Annotated in this window: 15 protein-coding genes; 3 read left to right on the plus strand and 12 right to left on the minus strand. The window is 73.7% G+C overall.

Going from position 1 to position 18317, the window contains the following annotated elements; translation table 11 throughout:
* Positions 1–68: 68 nt before the first annotated feature.
* From A0J59_RS11820 to A0J59_RS11830, 3 genes are read right to left on the minus strand one after another with little or no spacing between them, the layout of a single operon-like run.
* Positions 69–1028 (minus strand): carbohydrate ABC transporter permease, encoded by a 960-nt coding sequence (locus A0J59_RS11820; protein WP_082141267.1) that lies wholly within the window; start codon positions 1026–1028, stop codon positions 69–71.
* Positions 1025–2020 carry a carbohydrate ABC transporter permease gene (locus tag A0J59_RS11825; RefSeq protein WP_231581831.1) on the minus strand — a complete coding sequence of 332 codons (996 nt, stop codon included), beginning with the start codon at positions 2018–2020 and terminating at the stop codon, positions 1025–1027. Before A0J59_RS11825 ends, A0J59_RS11820 begins: the two co-directional genes overlap by 4 nt.
* A gap of 1 nt (position 2021) precedes the next feature.
* Positions 2022–3365, minus strand: a complete 1344-nt coding sequence (locus A0J59_RS11830) for an extracellular solute-binding protein (RefSeq protein WP_231581832.1) — start codon at positions 3363–3365, stop codon at positions 2022–2024.
* Positions 3366–3609: 244 nt separating this feature from the next.
* On the opposite strand from A0J59_RS11830, the gene A0J59_RS11835 reads away from it, so the two are divergent.
* Positions 3610–4737, plus strand: coding sequence for an aromatic acid exporter family protein (locus A0J59_RS11835; protein WP_156532982.1), 1128 nt, complete (start codon positions 3610–3612; stop codon positions 4735–4737).
* Positions 4738–4877: 140 nt separating this feature from the next.
* Here A0J59_RS11835 and A0J59_RS21615 read toward each other — a convergent pair whose 3' ends face one another.
* The 9 genes from A0J59_RS21615 to A0J59_RS11880 all read right to left on the minus strand — a co-directional run bounded on the left by A0J59_RS21615 (position 4878) and on the right by A0J59_RS11880 (position 16546).
* The gene (locus A0J59_RS21615) at positions 4878–8774 is read right to left on the minus strand and encodes a PQQ-dependent sugar dehydrogenase (protein WP_255365166.1); all 3897 of its coding nucleotides are present in this window, start codon (positions 8772–8774) and stop codon (positions 4878–4880) included.
* A 362-nt stretch (positions 8775–9136) separates the two neighbouring features.
* Positions 9137–10000 carry a DUF1684 domain-containing protein gene (locus A0J59_RS11845; RefSeq protein ID WP_082141268.1) on the minus strand — a complete coding sequence of 288 codons (864 nt, stop codon included), beginning with the start codon at positions 9998–10000 and terminating at the stop codon, positions 9137–9139.
* Positions 10001–10056: 56 nt separating this feature from the next.
* Positions 10057–11385 carry an acyl-CoA thioester hydrolase/BAAT C-terminal domain-containing protein gene (locus tag A0J59_RS11850; protein ID WP_064316215.1) on the minus strand — a complete coding sequence of 443 codons (1329 nt, stop codon included), beginning with the start codon at positions 11383–11385 and terminating at the stop codon, positions 10057–10059.
* Positions 11382–12338: an Ldh family oxidoreductase gene (locus A0J59_RS11855; protein ID WP_082918971.1), complete on the minus strand. Its 957-nt coding sequence runs from the start codon at positions 12336–12338 to the stop codon at positions 11382–11384. Before A0J59_RS11855 ends, A0J59_RS11850 begins: the two co-directional genes overlap by 4 nt.
* A gap of 57 nt (positions 12339–12395) precedes the next feature.
* Positions 12396–13055, minus strand: a complete 660-nt coding sequence (locus A0J59_RS11860) for a GntR family transcriptional regulator (protein WP_064316216.1) — start codon at positions 13053–13055, stop codon at positions 12396–12398.
* Between the two features lie 55 nt (positions 13056–13110).
* A complete protein-coding gene (locus tag A0J59_RS11865) occupies positions 13111–14007 on the minus strand; it encodes an ABC transporter permease (protein WP_082918972.1) in 897 nt (298 codons plus the stop codon).
* Positions 14004–14819: an ABC transporter ATP-binding protein gene (locus A0J59_RS11870; protein WP_064316217.1), complete on the minus strand. Its 816-nt coding sequence runs from the start codon at positions 14817–14819 to the stop codon at positions 14004–14006. Before A0J59_RS11870 ends, A0J59_RS11865 begins: the two co-directional genes overlap by 4 nt.
* Entirely contained in the window at positions 14816–15853 is a 1038-nt protein-coding gene (locus A0J59_RS11875) for an ABC transporter substrate-binding protein (RefSeq protein WP_082141271.1), read from the minus strand. The genes A0J59_RS11870 and A0J59_RS11875 overlap by 4 nt, the downstream gene beginning before the upstream one ends.
* A 138-nt stretch (positions 15854–15991) precedes the next feature.
* Entirely contained in the window at positions 15992–16546 is a 555-nt protein-coding gene (locus A0J59_RS11880) for an SHOCT domain-containing protein (RefSeq protein WP_064316218.1), read from the minus strand.
* A gap of 186 nt (positions 16547–16732) precedes the next feature.
* Here A0J59_RS11880 and A0J59_RS11885 point away from each other — a divergent pair, with 186 nt between their 5' ends.
* Together A0J59_RS11885 and A0J59_RS11890 are read left to right on the plus strand one after the other, a co-directional pair.
* Positions 16733–17116, plus strand: a complete 384-nt coding sequence (locus tag A0J59_RS11885) for an SHOCT domain-containing protein (protein ID WP_047233275.1) — start codon at positions 16733–16735, stop codon at positions 17114–17116.
* A gap of 10 nt (positions 17117–17126) precedes the next feature.
* Positions 17127–18317 (plus strand): hypothetical protein (locus tag A0J59_RS11890; protein ID WP_064316219.1); only part of this gene is annotated, 1191 nt, incomplete at its 3' end.

Below are 18317 nucleotides of genomic sequence, written 5' to 3' on the forward strand. Positions count from 1 at the left end.
CCTTCCGTGGGTGGTGCGTGTGCGTGGTGCGTGGTGCGTGGTGCGGGTGCGCGGTGGGGAGCGCGTGCTCAGCCCTTGCTCCCCGTCGTCGCCACCCCCTCGACGAAGTGCCGCTGGCCGAGGAAGAAGAGGAGGATCATCGGGAGGGTCGTGATGACGGAGGCCGTGACGACGACCTCCCACTGCGACTCGCCCCCGGGGCCGAACTGGTCGATGAGCGCCTTGAGCCCGCGCGGGATCGTGAACGTCGACGAGTCCTGCAGGTAGATGAGCGGCCGCATGAGGTCGGTCCACGCCGCCTGGGCCTCGAAGAGGAGCGTCAGGACGAGGGCCGGGCGGCACAGTGGCACGGCGATGCGCCAGAACATCTGCCAGTTGTTCGCCCCGTCGAGGCGGGCCGCCTCGAACGGCTCGCGCGGCAGCCCGAGGAAGAACTGCCGCAGCAGGAACACGTAGAACGCGCTCGCGAAGAGGTTGCCCGCCCACAGCGGCACGTTCGTGCCGACGAGCCCGAGCTGGTTCCAGATGAGGAAGGTCGGGATCATCGTCACGGCGCCGGGAAGCATCATCGTCGCGAGGACGAGGCCGAACAGGGCGCCCCGGCCGCGGAAGCGGAAGAACGCGAAGCCCCAGGCGACGAGCGCGCTCGACACCGTGACCAGGCCCGCCGCGAGCACGGTGACGACGACGGTGTTCCCGAGCCACAGCGCGAGCGGCGCCTCCTGCCACACGGTCACGTAGTTGTCGAGCGTGAACGTGCGCGGCACGAGCCGGTTGTCGAACACCTCGGCGCGCGGCTTGAACGACGCGGAGAGCAGCCAGAGCAGCGGGTAGACGAACGCGACCGTGGCGAGCACGAGCGCCGCGAGCACGACCGCGCGCAGCCACCGGCGGCGCGGTCCGCGCCCGGCGCCACGGGTCCGCGCGGGGGGCGGCGGGCCTAGGGCCTCGGGCGCACCCGTCGTCGGGTCCGGCGCGGCGCCCGGGCCGCTCACGGCGGGACGGGGGAAGGAGGGTGCGGTGGTCATCGCTGTTCCCCCTCGTAGTAGACGAGCCGTCGGGACACGAGGAGCTGGACGAGCGTGACGAGCATGATGACGACGAACAGCAGCCACGCGAGCGCCGACGCGTACCCCATGTGGAGCTCCTGGAAGCCCTCCTGGAAGAGATAGATCACGTAGAACAGCGCGGCGTCGTTGCGGTAGGTCGAGTTCCCGGCGCCGAAGTAGGCCGAGTACGCCTCGGTGAACATCTGGAACCCGGCGATCGTGTTGATGACGACGACGAAGAACAGCGCGCCGCTGATCATCGGCACGGTCACGGCGCGCGTGCGCCGCCAGAACCCGGCGCCGTCGACGCGCGCGGCGTCGTACAGGTCGTTGGGCACGTTGCGCAGCGCCGCGAGCAGGATGATGACGGCCGACCCGACGGTCCACAGGCTGATGAGCACGAGTCCGGGCTTGATCCAGGCCTGGTCGGTCGTCCACGACGGGCCTTGGATGCCGAACCACGACAGGACCTGGTTGACGACGCCGTACTGGCCGTTGAACAGCAGCAGGAGCAGCACACCGACGGCGACCGGCGGCGTCATCTTCGGGATGAAGAACGCCGTGCGGAAGAACCCCGCCGACCGGCCCGCCTGGTTGAGCAGCAGGGCGAGCGCGAGCCCGACGACCGTGTACAGCGGCACCTGGACGACCGTGTACACGAGCGTGTTCCACAGCGAGAGCGCGACCTTCGGGTCCTGCGCCATCTCGCGGTAGTTGTCCAGCCCGACGAACGTCGGGTCGTTGATGACGTCGTAGTCCGTGAACGACAGGTAGGCGCTGTACACGATGGGCCACGCCGTGAAGACGAGGAACCCCACGATCCACGGGCTGATGAAGCGCAGCGCCGCGTTGCGCTCACGGCGCTCGGACGGGCTCGGCCGCCCGCGCCGGCGCCCGGACGGCGCCGTGCGCGGCCCGCCCGCGGCCGGTGGTGGGGTCGGCAGGCTCGGTACGACGTCCGCTGCCGCCACCTCAGCCCTCCTCGTCCCACTGCGCCCAGGCGTCGTCGAGCGCCTTCTGGGCCTCGTCCTGGGCCTGCGCGAGGGCGTCCGCCGGCTCCTGCTGACCGTTGAGCACGCGGTTCACGGCGTCCTGCCACGCGGTCTCGAACTCGTTGTCCGCGGGGTTGGCGGGCAGCGCGAACGTCGCGTCGTTCGCCTCGTACATGGCGTCGATCGCGTCCTTCCACGGCTGCGGCGCGTCGTCGGGGACGAGGTCGTCGCGGATCTGCTCGTCCGCGTCCTCGTTGCCGGTGAGGACGCCCGTGAACACGAGGCCGTCCTGCGCACGCGCGTCCGCGCGCGCCTGCGCCGCCTGCACCCACGCGTCCGTCTCGGTCATCAGGCGCGCGAAGCGGCACGCCGCGGCAGGGTTCTCGCTCCCGCGCGGCACGGCCCAGGCCGAGCCCGACGCGAAGGCGATCGCGTCGCCGTCGGGCGTGCGCACGGCGTCGAAGGCCATGGGTGCGTCGGGCGACGACTCGTTGAGCACGTTGATGTACCACTGCTCCATCGGCATCGCGCCGAGCACGCCCGTCGCGAACTGGTTGCCGGCGCCGAAGAAGTCGGCCGAGTCGCGGTACGTCTTGACCGCCGGGAACCCGCCCTGCGCGTCGTAGATGCCGACCGCCCACTCGAGCGACTCGACGACCTCGGGCGCGTCGAGCTGCGCCGTCCGGCCGTCCTCGGACAGCAGGTCCGCGCCGACCGACTTGGCCCACAGCGGGAGGAACTCCGGCAGCTTGGAGTCGAACCCGATGACGCTCAGGGTCCCTCCGTCGGTACGCATCAGCGCCTCGTTCGCCGCGGTGACCGCGTCACGGTCGGAGCCGTTCACGTCCTCGATCGTGAGGCCGGCCGCCGACAGCAGGTCCGCGTTCGCCATCGTCACCTGGACCTGGTTGAACTCGGGGATGCCGTAGACGCTGCCGTCGAACGTCACCTGCTCGACGGCCGTGTCGACGAACGCGTCCATGTCGACGCTCTCGGCGTCGACGCACTCGTCGAGCGGGAGGATCGCGTCGCGCGACGCGAACGTCCCGATCTGGTCGCGGTTGGCGTAGACGAGGTCGGGCGGGTTGCCCGACGCCACGGCCGAGAGGAAGGCCTGGATGTCGAGCTCCCCCTCGGACAGGCGCACGTCGACGCCCTCGAGGTCCTGCACGGCGCGGTCGTACCGGACCTCGCCGATCTCGTCGCCGGTGCCGAACCCCATGATCGAGAGCTCGCCGGACGGCGCCTCGTCGGCCGAGAAGTCGGCGTCCGCGCCGTCGTCACCCGTGCCCTGGGCGCAGCCCGTCAGGGCCAGGGCGGCCACCACCAAGCTCGTTCCTGCGGCTGTCGCGCCGCGTCGGCGGACCATCATCTGCCTCCTCGTGGGAGCCACGGGGGACGGCAGGGGTGCGCGACGCCACCGTGGTGCTCGACGGCGTCGGCGGCTGGCTGCACCGACGCCGCCAGTGAAGCACCGGCTCCGCCCGCTCACACGCCGAGCCGGTTCTCCGGCGCGTGCGGCCCCGGTGGGCGTGCGGGCACCGGGGGTGCGCGGCACCCTCGTTCCCGTGGTGAGCGAGGACAGCGCCGCGGGCGGGAGCCGTCGCGGCGGGCGGGCGGTCGAGGCCGGTGCGCGGGCACGTCGCGTCGTGGCGGCCGCGCAGCGGCAGTGGGTGCGCCACCCCCGGTGGTCGCTCGCGGTCAAGGGCGCGGTCGCCGCCGCCGTCGCGTGGTTCGTCGGCGTGCTCGCGCCCGAGCCGTTCTCCGACTACCCCTACTACGCGCCGCTGGGCGCCGTCGTCGCGACGACGAGCACGCTCGCCCGCTCGGTCCGCGAGTCCACCCAGGCGATCCTCGCGATCCTCGTCGGTGCGGTTATCGCGCGCGGCGTCGACCTCGTCCTCTCCCCGAGCGCGCTGTCGGTCGCGCTCGTCGTCGGGCTCGCGCTCCTGTGCTCGGGCTGGCGCCGCTTCGGCGAGATGGGCACGTGGGCGGTGACGTCTGCGCTGTTCGTCCTCATCATCGGCAACGCGGCCAAGGTCGAGTTCGTCGGCGCGTACGCCGGGCTCGTCGTCGTGGGCGCGGCCATCGGCGTCGGGATCAACCTCCTGGTCCCGCCGCTGCCGCTCACGCCGACCGAGGAGGCGCTCGACGGGCTGCGCGACACGCTCGTCGACCAGGTCGAGGCGCTCGCGAACGGGCTCGACGGGGAGCGACCGCCGTCCGCGGAGGAGTGGGAGGAACGCCGCCGCGAGGTGGAGCCGACGCTCGCGCGTGCGCGCGACGCCGTCTCGCGCACGCGCGAGGCCGCGCGGGCGAACATCCGGCTGCGCCGGCACCGGGACTGGGCGGTCTCCCAGGTGCGGCGCGCGCAGGAGCTGGAGGTGTCCGCGGACGTCGTGGGGTCGCTCGTCCGGCTCCTCGTCGAATGGGAGCGCGAGGGGCGCGACGACCTGGCGCTGGGAGCCCGCCTGCGCCCGCTCGCGGCCCGTGCGCTCGACGCCTACGCGGCCGCCCTGCGCTCTGTCGGCACCGAGCCCGCCGAGGAGGAGGCGCTGCGCGCCCTGGCCGCCCGTGCGGAGGACCTGCGCAGCGCGGTCCGGGAGGCGCGGCAGGAGGTCGACGAGGACTACTTCGTCGCCGGCGCGGTCGTGCTCGCCCTCCGGCGCGGTGCGGCGGTCCTCGCCGCCACCTGACCGCGGTCTCGCGTCGTTGCTCCCGCAGCACCGCGGGGCCGGACGCACGAGCCGCCCCGGACCCGCCGGCTGGTCGGACGCAGCCGTCGCGGTGCCGGGGCGGCTCACGCGGTCAGGAAGTGGCGCTCATGCGCGGGGGGTCACCCGCACGTGTGCGCGTCGTGCTCGACCACGACCTCGCTCGTCACCTCCTCGCCGTCGACCGTCGCGGTCGCGGAGACCGTGACCTCGCCGGCGTCGACCGTCGTGGCGCGCGTCGCGAACGACTGGTAGGCGGCCTTGCCGGGCTGGACGTCCGCGACCGTCCGCGACCCGAACGCCGTCGTGAGCGTCACGTCCGCCGGGCCGTCGGACGCGTTCGTCGCCGCGACGGCGAGGTACGCCTTGCCCGCGAGGCACCGCGGGGAGACCGTCACGTCGAGCTCGACCCCGGCCGGCTCGGCGGCCGGCGTGACGACGAGGCCGCGCAGGCTCCCGGTGTTGTCGAACGAGCCGAAGCCGACGCGCCCCTCGGTGAACGTCGTGTCGTTCGCCGTGAGGAGCGGGGTGTCGAGCCCGTCGAGGTACACGGCGATGTCGCCGCTGTCCGCGCAGCGCACGACGCGCACGTCGTGCCACTCCTCGTCCGTGACCGCCGGCGGGGCGCCGACCGCGCCGTCCCACTGGTCGTCGATCCGCTCCCGGTCCTTGCCGTCCACCTTGAAGATGCCGTTGTGGGCGTAGATCGTGTTGTCCTGCGACAGGTGGGCGTAGTAGTACTCCGTGTCCGACTGCCAGCCGAACACCACGATCACGTCCCGGTTGTTCACCGACGCCGGGGCGTCGAGCCTGACCTCGGCGTCGAGCGCGAACGAGCCGAGCTCGGGACCCTCGGTGAGGACGGCGTACTCGAACGGGCGGCGGATGCCGTCGTTCGGGTTGTCGCCCGCCTGGGCGAGGACGACCGCGTCGCCGGGGAACTGCCACTTGGCCGGCGTCCGCGGCGCCCAGTGCTCGGCCGCCAGGACGTCCGTGATCGGCTCGCCCGCCGGCGCGCACGACGGCGGGGCAGGGGGCTCGACCGGCTGGGCGCCGAACCGGGCGTACTGCGCCGCGACCTGCTCCGGCGTCGGGACGACGTCGAGGAACATGAGGTCGTCCATGCGGCCGTGGAACGGGTTGGCCTCCCGCGTGTCCTGCGGATAGCTGCCGCCGATCTTGAGCCCCGCGGGGTCGGTCGGGGACGTGGCCCCGGCGCCCCAGGGGTTCGGGGCCGTGTACCGGCCCTCGAGCTCCTCGCCGTTCATGTAGAGCTTCATCTCGCCGCCCGCGAAGTCGAAGGTCGCGGCGAGGTGGACCCAGCGATTGCGCTCGAGGATCTGGTCCCACGGCAGGTCAGCTGCGAACGTCCAGGACCCCGCGCCGTCGACCCGGCGGCCGAGCGCGACGAGCTTGAGCTCGTTCCCGACCGTGATGACCTCGAGCAGCGCGCGCACCGCGTGGCCGTCCGAGGTCCCGGTGAGCACGCCCGCGAGACCGATCGCGTTGTAGCGGTCGTCGGGGTTCGCCGTGCCCGAGTTGAGGGCAGGGTGCTCTCCGGTCGGCTTGAACCAGCCCATGACCGAGATCTCGTCCGCGCCCGCGAAGGCGCCCAGCGAGTCCACGCCCGCGGGGTCGTAGACGCCGGCCTTCCAGTCGTCGTTCGACGCCGTGAGCGGGCTCATCTGCTGCGTCTGGAGCGCCTCGCCCGCACCGGGGTAGGCCCGGTCGGCCACGCGCATCTCCACGCCGCCGTTGACGAGCTGGATGTTCGTGCCGGACCAGCCCTGGTCGGCCTCCCACGTCGTGGAGCCCGCGACCGGGTGGTCGAAGTCGTAGTGCGCCGCGACGTTCCCGGCGAGCTCGGGGAGCACGACGGGCGAGGACGCCCCGACGCGCCGCGCGCCGGTGACCTGCCAGATCTTCCCGTTGGCCTTCGAGATGAGGTACAGCTCGCCGTCGGCGTCCGACCCGAACCGCAGGTCGACCCGCTGGTCGCCGACGAGCTCCTGGAACGTGGTCTCCTCCCCGTCGGCGAACACCCGCAGGTGCTCGATCTCGGCCAGGTCCGCGAGGTCGCCGTCGTTGCGCACCATCTCGTCCTGCTCGGTGGCGAGCACCCAGCCGCGCACGAGGTCGGTGAAGAGGTAGCGCCCGCGCAGCTCAGGGATGTCGCCGCGGTAGACGAACCCGCCGTTGAGCGCGACGCCCGCGTCGCCGGTCTGACCGGGGTCGCGGTTGTGGTCGTACGCGGCCACGGGGTACGTGAACCCGTTCTCCGCGTCGTTCGCGGGCAGCGGGTAGATCTGGCGGTTGTCGGCGAGGAACGACCCCTCGCGCACGGACCAGCCGAAGTTGTCGCCCGGCTCGACGGCGTAGACCGACTCGACCTGCCACTCGCCGATGTGCCCCAGGTACATCGTGTGGTCGCCCTCGGGGTCCCAGCTGATGCGGTGCGGGTCGCGCAGGCCGACCGCGTAGATCTCCGGCAGCGCGCCCGGCGTGCCGACGAACGGGTTGTCCGCCGGGATGCCGTACCGGCCGTTCGCCGCGTTCGTGCCCAGCGGGTCGATGCGGAAGACCTTGCCCTGCGGCGTCGCGAGGTCCTGCGGGTTGCCGTTGCCGACGCCGTTGCCGCCGTCGCCCACGAGGACGTAGAGGTTGCCGTAGTCGGCGTCACCCTCGGTCACCGTGGGGTTGAACGCGATCTGCTGCACCGTGTGCACACGGCCGGCGAACGGCACGCGCAGCACCTCGCGGCTCGTGCCCTCGAAGACCTCGGCCGACGGGTCGGTCGCCCTCCACTCGGTGACGACGCTGTGGAACTGGGTGTTGCCGTACGCGGGGTAGTCCGGGGTGTCCTCCGTCAGCGCCGTGCCGCCCTCGGTGTGCACCGTGTAGAACAGGCCGTTCTCGGCGAAGTCGGGGTGGAACTCGGCGGAGCCGAGGCCGGTGCCGAGACCCGCGCTGTTGTGGAAGTTGTCGAGGAACCGCTGGCGCACGTCCAGGTACGGCACGTACGCGCCCGTGTCCTTGTCGACGGTGTAGAGGACCGCGTTGTTGTCCGGCACCATGAGGCGGCCCGAGCCGTCGGGGATCTCGTCGAGGTGCGTGATGCGGTTGTGGCGCACGAGGCGCGGGTCCTGCGTCGCCGGGGTCGTCTGCGACGCCGGGAGCTGGGCGAGCTCCGTCACCTCGATGCCGAGGGTCGACGGCGTCGGGTCGGGCAGCGGGTTGAGCAGCGGCTCGTCGGGCGTCGTGCCGCCTGCGGCGCAGTCGGCCGGGTTGCCCGTCGGGATCGCGAGGTTCTGCCCGGCCGTGTCGACCGCGACGTCGTCGAGCATGAGGCGGCCCGCGCTGCTGGCGCCGTTGATCCAGAAGAACCGGTCGAGCGCCGAGGTCACGCCCTGGCGGAAGCCGAACTGCTGCTCCGTGCCCTCGGGGAGCCGGGTGATCTCCTCGTACGGGCCGCCCTGGCTGTACACGCTGACCTTGTCCGTCGCGTTGTCGGCGACGATCCAGACGCACTGCCACGTGTCGCGCGACCAGACGCCGGCCGGCTTGAAGGCGCCGCCGTCGCGCACGAGCATGACGTCGTTGTTCTGGTTGTTCACGTACGCGCGACTGTGCGCGTAGTCGGACGGCGCGTCGAGGTCGGTGATCCCGAACGACGTGTCGACGCTCCCCGTCCGCATGAAGCGGAAGAACACGGTCCCGGTCGTGCCGTCCGCGATCCCGGGGACCGCGCGGTGGGCACGCTGGGTGCCTCCGACCATCTCGAGCACCTGGTTGTTGCCGTTGAGCGGGTCGGCGACGACCCGGGCGGCCGACGAGGCGGACCAGCCGTCCTGGCCGTTCAGGGCGGTGCGCTGGTAGGCCTCGAAGCTGAGGACCTCGCTGAACCCGTCCGCGGCCTCCTCCGCGGCCGCCGGTGGTCCGAGGAGGGTTCCTCCCAGGACGGCCGCGAGGGAGAGGGCGATCGCCGCTCTCCCTCGTCGGCTCGAATGCGTAGACGTCATCGTCTGCTCCGTTTCGTCGGATGGTGCTCGCACGACATGGGTGAGCGCTGTCATGTCTCCGACCCGCCGGCCGTCCGTCGCCGGGTCGGGTTCCTGCACTCCGCCGGTTCCCCTCGGCCGCGTCGTTGCGCCGGGGTCCGCACGGGCCGCGCGCACGGTCGGTGGCGGCCCTCGGCCGCCGCGTCCTGGCTCTCCCGTCCGGCTCGAGCTGCACGTCCGTGTGCGCGACCCTCGCAGCGTAGGGAAGGCGCTTTCCGAGTGTCAAGGGATGTGTCGACCGCGTGTCGCGGCACCGGTGCACGACGACGGCGGGCGACCCGGTCCGCCGGGTCGCCCGCCGTGGCTGCGCGCCGTGCAGCCGGTCAGGAGGCCTGCGCGAACGTCTGGATCCGGTCGATCCGCAGCGGCGGCTTCTTCTCGCCGGCGGTCACGGGCACCGGGAGGCGGTTCTGCGGCGGCGCCAGCGGGCACGTGACGAAGTTGGTGAACGCGCACGGGAACGAGAACGCTCGGTTGAAGTCGACCACCGTGTCGCCGTCGGTCTCGATGTCCGGGACCCGCACGAGCCTCCCGTTCCCGTAGGTCTCGGTGCCGCTCGTCGTGTCCGTGAAGTGGGCGTTGCCGCGCTCGATGCCGGTGTCGTCGTCGGGGCGGCCCGCGACGGCGAGCCTGTGCTCGACACCGTCGAGGGTGAAGGAGACCTCGCCGATCACGCGCTGCTCCTCGAAGACGCCGCGCTCCACCGTCGGGTAGTCCGACGCCTGCTCGGCCGTCCGCGTGAACCGCGCGGGCAGGACCCAGCGCTCGTCGAGCGGGAACGTGTCGATGTCGTCGAGGCGCTTGCCGGCCGCCTCGCGCGGGTCGCGGACGCGCACGCCGAAGATCTGGCGGCCGGTCGCGTCGGTGCGGCGGATCGTCTCGACGCGCAGGTCGCCGTAGAACGCGGGCACGAGGGAGTACTTGTGGCCGGTCGACACGGGCGTCGGCACCGTCACGGGTGCGCCGTCGAGCGTGACGGTCTCCCCGCTGCCGTCGGGCGTGTACACGACCTCGTCGTCCTGGACCGACCAGGTGCCGGGCACGCCCTCGACCTGCAGCGGCTCGGCGCCCGTCAGCCAGTCCTGGCTGACCATGGACATCCACCCGTACGGGCTCGTCAGCTCGTCGATCCGGGCGCGGTGCCACCGCTCCCACTCCTGGCGGTACTCGGCGCTCACTGCGGACATGTCGGTCCTCTCGTCGATGGGTCGGGTCACGGGTCGGGTCACAGGTCGGGACAAGGTCAGGGCCGCAGGTCAGGCACGCGCGTCGCGCGCTCCACGAACGCGCACACCTGCGCGAACGAGTCGGCGTCGGCGAACGCGTTGCCCGCGGGGGTCCCGCCGGCCGACAGCTCGATGCCGGAGACGGGGTGGCGGGTCGGGCCCTGCGCGACGGGGAGGTGCGGCAGGGCGATCGAGTGGCCCGCGTCGGGGTAGTCGAGCAGCAGCGTCTCGTGCGCGTGGTCCGCGGCGCGCAGCGTCTCGACGACCTGGCGCGCGTACATGCTCGAGGGCCACAGGCCGTCGGCCATCCCGGAGACGCACGCGACGGGGCCCGCGATGCGCTCGACGGGGATGCGCGACGCGGCGGCGAATCCTCGGTCGCGCAGGCCGTCGACGTAGACGTCGCGGTACCGGTCCGGGGGCGGCCCGCCCGTCCACGGCTGCCACGTCACGCCGGGATTGTCCTGCCACAGGTGCGGGAGCGGGTCGCCGACGAGCGTCCACGTGGGGGAGTCCCACCCCTGCGCGGGGTCCGCGGCGCCCTGGGCGCCGTGCACGTGGGCCCCGGGCACGTAGGCGACGACGGCGCCCACCAGGCCGGGGTAGGTGGCGCCCAGCAGGAGCGCGAGCTCGCCGCCCCGCGACTGGCCGCTCACCACGACGACGCCGGCGCGCGGCGCGAGCTCGCGGTGCACGTGGCGCAGCGCGGTCTCGAAGTACTCCAGCGGCGTCCGGGTGATGTGGTCGGGCAACCCGGGCACGCCGAAGTAGCCGAGCGCGAGCGCCTGCACGCCGCGCGACGCGTAGAGCGCGCCGCGCTGCTCGTTGATGCCGCCGCCGGAGCCGTTGAGCACGACGATCGTCGGGTGCGGGCCGTCGCCCGGCGGCACGAAGAGCGTGCCGACGAGACCGTCCTCGCGGACGTCGCGGCGTCGCACCCCGGGTCCGGTCCAGCGCTGCACGAGGTCGGCCGTCGCGCGCTGCGTGGCGTCGGACTCGTCCCACGCCTCGAGGCGCGTGCGCAGCGGGCGCTCGACGTCGGTCGTGGGCGGCCGGCCGGGCACCGTGTCTGGCGTCGTGCCGGGCGTCGCGTCGGGCCGCTGCGACGTGAGGAGCGCCATCCCGTCGACGCGCCCGTAGTCGCCGGACATCGGCGGGTCACGGTCGAGCCGGACGGTGCCGGCCCGGTCCGCGCGGTAGGTCGCGCGGGCGGACCACGCGGTCCCGGCGCGGTCCGTCGTCGCGCTGACCGTGACGAGCGCGCCCGGTGCGGCGCCGCTCACCTCGATGCGGCGGGGGACGTCGAGCAGGTCGTCGGCGGGGCTGACGGTGAGCCGGAGCGTCACGGCGCGCCTCCCGTCGCCGGGGCCAGTGCGTCCCAGACGTCGCGGTCGACGTCGAACACCTCCGCGTCCGGCCGGGCGCCCGGGACCCGGCCCCCGGCACGCGTCCAGTCGTCGCCGAGGCGGTCGGCCCGATCGGCGAGGTCCTCGGCGCCGAACGCGCGGGGGTCGAGCGCGAGCACCCAGAGCCCGCGTCCCACGGCGTCGCCTCGTGCGCCGGTGAGCAGCCCGGCGAGCGCCTCCACCGTGAGGCCGAGCAGGGACCCGAGCAGAGCGGCCGGGAGCAGCGCACCGACGTCGCCCGCGTCCCGGGTAGGCTCGCCGTCGCGACCGAGCGCCGCGCCGTCGGGCAGGGGAGCGCCCTCCCGGGCGCGGCGCCGCGCGTCGGCGAGCGTGACGGAGCTCGTCGCGGCGTCCACGACGAGCGCACGTCCCTGCCCGGCCCGCGGCACCGCCACGGCGAGCGGGTTCGTGCCGACCACGGGGGCGGTCCCGCCGTACGGGGCGACGGTCGCGGGGGACTGGGCGAGCGCGACCCCGACCAGCCCGTCCTCGGCGAGCGCGCGGACGTACGCGCCGACGCGCCCCGTCCCGCCCGCGTGGCGCACGGCGACCACGCCGACGCCGAGCGCGTGCGCGAGCCCCGCCGCCCGGCGGACCGCCGCGGCGAGCGCGACCGGCCCGGGGAGGTCGTACGCGTCCAGCGTCGCGGTCGCCCCAGTCACGACGGCGGACGGCGCCGCGGAGCCGGCCCGCCCCGTCGTCGTCCGCTCGCGCGCGTCCCGCAGCTCGCGGACGAGGAGCGCGAGGCCGAACTCCGGCCACCCCGACGCGTCCCCCGCCACGACGGCGCGGGCCGCGAGGTCGGCGTCGGCGGGGTCGTGGGCGGCGAGCGCCGCGCGGGCCCGGGCACGGGCGTCCGCGGCGTCGACGCGCACGGTGGGGGTGGCGGGCACGGCGGTCCTCTCGGGTGGTCGGGCAGGTCGGGTCGTGCGGGTGGTACAGGCAGGCGCTCAGTCGTCGCCGAAGAACGCCCCGGAGTCGATCGCGAGGCCCATGACGACGCTGCGGCCGCGGCGGATGTGCTCGAGCTCGAGCCGGGCGGCGCGCTCGCCGTCGCCCGCGCGAAGCGCCTCGATGAGGTGCCGGTGGTCGTCGAGCGGCGGCCCGGGCTCCAGGGGCTGGCGTCCGCAGAGCCGGAACGCCCGCTCCAGGTCCTCGAGCGCGAGCTCGGTGATCGCGTGCAGCCGGGGGTTGCGCGAGTACTTCGCGACCCGGCAGTGGAACAGGTGTGACGCCGACAGGATCGACTGCGCGTCCTGCGCCTGCGGGTACGTGCCCTCGGCGATGGCCGCGAGCTCGTCGACCTCGGCCGGGCTCGCGTGGGCGGCCGCGAGGCGCGTCGCCATCGGTCCCGTCGCCTCGCGCACGTCGAGCACGTCGACGAGCGTCTTGAGGGTCACCGGGGCGACGCGGCACAGGGCGCGCGGTCGCACGTCCACGAGGCCGTCGTGGTCGAGGCGGTGCAGCGCGTCGCGCACCGGGGTGCGCGACGTCCCGAACTCGGACGCCGTCTCGGTGACGTCGATCTCCTCGCCGGGGCGCAGCTCGGTGAAGATGATCCGGCGCCGCAGCTCGTGGTAGATCCGGTCCGCGGCCGGGACGACGCTCATGCGACGGCCCCGGGCGCGCGGGACGGGTCGTGGTGGGATCGGTTCATGCTGCCTCCTACTGACGGGACCAGGGCACGAGACGTCGTTCGAGCACCGCGACCAGGGTCGTGGAGAGGTAGCCCAGCACGGAGATGGTGACGATGCCCACGTACATCTTCGCGACGGCGAACGTCGTCCACGAGCTCCAGATGAGGTAGCCCAGGCCGTTGCGCGACCCGACGAACTCCGAGGCCGCGATGATGACGAACGCGCCGCCCACGGCGAGCTTGAGCCCGGTGAAGATGCTCGGCAGCGCGGCGGGCAGCGCGACCGTGCGCCAGCGCTGGAGCCGGCCCGCGCCGTTGGCGGTCGCCACGTCGAAGTAGATCTGCGGCGTCTGGAGCACGCCGCCCATCGCGTTGTAGAAGACGTAGAAGAACACGCCGATCGCGACGATCACGTACTTGCTCGCCTCGCCGAGGCCGAACACGAGGAGCAGCAGCGGGAAGATCGCGACCTTGGGCACGGGCAGCAGGCTCGCGAAGATCGGCCCGAGGAGCGTGCGCAGGGTCGTGACCGACCCGAGCGCGATCCCCAGCACCAGCCCGGGCACGGCGCCGAGCACGAACCCGATCGCGATGCGCGTGAGCGTGATGCCCGCGTGCTCGAAGAGCTCGCCGCTCCCGACGAGCTGCGCGAAGGTCTCGGCGATCGACGAGGGCGGCGGGAAGAACCGCGCGTCGAGCACGTTCGTCCGGCTCGCGAGCTCCCACACGGCGAGGAGCAGGAGCGGCGTGAACGGCCCGACGATCCGCACGACGCGGCCCGTCCGCTTGCGGCGCAGCTTCTCGGTCAGCTCGCGCGTGATCTCGGTCGTGCGGTCGTCGGCGTCGCGGGGCCCGTCCGGGGCGCCGCCCGGCGCGGCGTGGCCGCCCGGGCGGACGGGGGCGCGCTCGTCCGTGGGGATCGTCATGCAGCCGCCTCCCGGGCGTCGGCGGAGCGCTCGTCCGCTCCCGCCGCGTCGTGCGTCGCGGCGTCCTGCGCCTCCGCGTCCCGCAGCAGCCGCCACAGCTCGTACGTGATCTCGCCGTGGCGCGGGTCGCGGCGCAGCTCGAGGATGTCGCGCGGGCGGTCGAACGGGACCCGCACGTCGGCGAGGATGCGCCCGGGCCGGGCCGACATGACGACGACGCGGTCCGCGAGCACGAGCGCCTCGTCGACGCTGTGCGTGATGAAGAGCACCGACCGCGAGGTCTGCGACCAGATCTTCAACAGCTCCTGCTGGAGCACGACGCGCGTCTGCTCGTCGAGCGCGCCGAACGGCTCGTCCATGAGGAGGGTCGCGCCGTCGTCGGCCAGCGCCCGCGCGACCGACGTGCGCTGCCGCATGCCGCCCGAGAGCTGGTGCGGGTAGAAGCCCCGGAACTCCGTGAGGCCCACCATGTCCAGCAGGGGAGCGACGCGCTCGCGCCGGGCCGAACGCCGCACGCCGCGCAGGCGCAGCGGGTACTCGACGTTCTGCTCGACCGTGAGCCACGGCAGCACGCCGTGGTCCTGGAAGACGACGGACGGTCGCGCCGCCATGGTCACCGTCCCGCGGTCGGCCTCCTCCAGGCCTGCGAGGATGCGCAGGAGCGTGCTCTTGCCGCACCCGGAGGGGCCGAGCACGCAGACGAACTCGTTGTCCTCGATGGTGAGCGACACGTCCTGGAGCGCGACGAGCACGTCGTCCCGGCGACGGTCGTGGAACCCCTTCCAGAGGCCCTCGACGGAGACGGCCGTCACGAGCCGAGCTCCGCGGCCCGCTCGCGCGCCTGCTCGAGGAGGTCGGCGCGGAAGATGCTCTCGACGTCCGCCTCGCCCTCGTACTCGAGCGTGCCGCGGTCGCGGAAGAACTGCTCCTGGGCGTGCACGTCCTCCCAGTCGATCTCGCCCGTCGGGTCCTGCTCCGTGAGCGCGAGCGACGTGAGCGTCTCGACCGGCAGCTCGGTGTACCGCGCGATGATCTCCTGGTTCGCCGGGTCGTCCCAGCCGCCCGCCTCGAGCTCCGCGGCGGCGCGCAGGTACGCGGCCGTGAACGCGACGACCGCGTCGGGGTGCTCGTCGACGTACTCGGTGCTGAACACCAGTGCGCCGAGCTCGGTGCCCGCGTGGTAGTCGATCGGGAGGATCTCGGACGCGATGCCCTCGCTCTCCAGCGACGACGAGATGGGCTCGATCGACCAGGCGGCGTCGACGGAGCCGCCCACGAGCGCGGGACCCGTCTCGGGCGGGCCGACGTTGACGAGCTCGACGTCGTCGAGCGTGAGGCCGCCGGCCTCCAGCGCCTTGGCCACCGAGTAGATGCCGAAACCGCCGTCGCCGGGGATGCCGACGCGGCTGCCGGCGACCTGCTCGATCGACGTGATGCCGGAGTCGGCCGCGACGACGAACGGTGCCGGGTTCGGCCCGCTCTCCGGCACGCGCGAGACGCTCGCGATCACCGAGAGCGACGCGCCGGCCTCGGTGGCGTTGAACAGGCCCGCGCCCCACGTCGCGCCGCCGGCCGTGACGTTGTTCGTGCTGACGAGCTGGTAGGTCTCGCCGGACGTCCCGCCCTTGGCGAGGAGCTCGACGTCGACGCCCGCCTCCTCGAAGTACCCCTTGTCCTCCGCGAGGAAGAACGGCGCGTAGTCCGCGTAGGGGGAGTAGAGGAACGAGATCTTCGGCGCGGCGTCGTCCCCGCCGCCGGACGGGTCGCTCCCGCCCGCACAGCCCGCCAGGATCCCTGCCGCCGCGACGAGCGAGATGGTGATCGACGAGCGGCGTGAGATGGCCATGAGTCCTCCTGGGTCTGACACACGAGCAAGCGCGTCGTGATGTGCTTGGCACTATGCGCTAGTGCATCAGTTGGCCCTAGCGCGACCCCGGATGTCTCGAATGTTGGGACGATGTAACGGCGGGCGGTCCCTGGCCCGTCACGTCCCCAGGATGTGCGCCTTCTGCTCCGTGAGCTCGGCGTCCGTGAGGACGCCCTGGTCGCGCAGCGCGGCGAGCTGGCGCAGCTGCGCGATCCGCACGTCCATCGCGTCGGACGCGCGCCGCCCCGGCGTGGCGGGCGGCTCCGGGGGAGCGATGGACGGCGGGTCGTCGCCGGAGGCGGGTTCGCGCAGGCCGGAGGCCACGGCGAGCAGGTCGGCCAGGTCGGTGTCCCGGAGCCGGTAGGACGTGAGCGACCCCGGGAGAGCGCGGCCGACGTCGCGCAGCATCTCCTGCACCAGCGCGCCCACGGGCCCGCGGACGACGACCTCGATGTCGGCCCGCTGCCCCGGCGTCGCGGTGCGCAGCTCGAGCAGGTCGAGGCCGAGCGCGGCGAGGCGCTGGAGCAGCCCGTACAGCGCGGCCTGGTCGCGCACGGTCGCCTCGAGCAGCGTGCACTCCGCCGTCCGGTGCACGCCCAGCTCGGCCAGGTCGGCCGCGGGGAGCGACAGAGGTCCCAGCACCGTCACCTCGACCATCGTCGTGCCGTCCATGCGCCTCTCCTGGCTCGCCCACGTCGGACCAGGATGCGGGCGCGCGGGGAGGCGCGGATCACCCGGCGCGGGTGCCCCGGGGCCGGCAGGCCGGCGACTACCCCCGGCGGGTGAGCACGCGGACGGGCGGACGACCCACAGTGGGACCGTCACGGGACGTCCGTGACCCGACAGGAGGGGTGCTCGATGGACGGCTTCTGGGACTGGTTCTGGCTCATGGTGTGGTGGTTCTTCTTCATCGCGTACCTCGTCGTGCTGTTCCAGATCGTCGCCGACCTGTTCCGCGACAAGGCGCTCAGCGGCTGGTGGAAGGCGCTGTGGATCATCGCGCTGATCTTCGTGCCCTACCTCTCGGCGCTGATCTACGTGATCGCCCGCGGGGGCGGCATGGCCGAGCGCCACGCCGAGGAGGACCGCGCGCGGCGCCAGGTCATGGACGACTACGTCCGGGCGACCGCGAGCACCGGCCGCTCACCGGCGAGCGAGATCGCGGACGCGAAGGCGCTGTACGACGCCGGGACGATCGACGCCGACGAGTTCGCGCGCCTCAAGGCCCGGGCGCTCGCCTGAGGACCCCGTGATGGCGGACGAGGGCGAGCGCACGACCGGCACCGGGACCGGCGCCGGCGAGGCGGCGGGAACCGGACCGGGCATCGGACCGGGCACCGGCGAGACGACGGGCGGCAAGACCGGCGACGTCGCCGCACGGCTCGCCGCGCTCGAGCGGGAGAACGCCGAGCTGCGGCGACGGCTCGCGGAGCGGCCGACGGCGGTGGGCGGCGGGGCCGGGACGGGAACCGGGGCGAGCGGGGAGCCGCCGTCCGCCGTCCGCCGTCCGCGGCGCCGCCTGCGGGCCGTGGCGTGCGCGGTGCTCATCACGCTGGGGGCGCTCCTGGCCCCGTTGGGCGCGGTCTCGGCGTGGGCGCAGCGGGAGCTGACGGACACCGACCGCTACGTCGCGACGGTCGGTCCGCTCGCCGCGGACCCGGTCGTGCAGTCCGCCGTCGCGGGACGGCTCACCGAGGAGGTCATGTCCCGCATCGACGTCGGGGCGCTCGTCGACGACCTCGTCGGAGGGCTGGAGGAGCGGGACGTCCCGCCGCGCGCCACCCAGGCGCTCGCTGCGCTCGAGGCACCCCTCCAGAGCGGCGTCGAGTCCCTGGTGCACGAGACCGCGACCCGGCTCGTCGAGAGCGACGCCTTCGAGGGCGCCTGGCTCCAGGCGAACCGCGTGGCGCACCAGCAGCTCGTCGCCGTCATGCGCGGCGAGGACGGCGACATCCTCCAGGTCGACGACGGCCGCCTCAGCATCCAGCTCTCCGGTCTGATCGACCTGCTCAAGGAGCGGCTCGTCGACCGCGGGCTGGACGTCGCCGCCCGCATCCCGTCCGTCGACGCGACGTTCACCATCGCGCAGTCCGCGGAGCTCGTCATGCTTCAGAACCGGTACGCGCAGATCGTGACGCTCACGACGTGGCTGCCGTGGGTCGTGCTCGGCCTGCTCGCTGCCGGGGTCCTCGTCGCGAACCGTCGGTCGCGTGCGCTCGTCGTCGCCGGGCTCGCGCTGACAGGGGCGATGGTCGGGCTCGGCGTCGGGCTCGCGGTCGCGCGCGGCCTCTACCTCGGTGCGCTCTCCGGGCAGGTCCTGCGGCTCGACGCGGCCGAGGTCGTGTTCGACCAGGCCGTGGGGTACCTGCGCCTCACGCTGCGCACCGTGGGGGTCCTCGGCCTCGTCGTCGCGCTCGCCGCATACCTCGGCGGGTCGAGCGCG

The organism is Cellulosimicrobium sp. I38E (genome assembly GCF_001647255.1).
Classification (GTDB): domain Bacteria; phylum Actinomycetota; class Actinomycetes; order Actinomycetales; family Cellulomonadaceae; genus Cellulosimicrobium; species Cellulosimicrobium cellulans_E.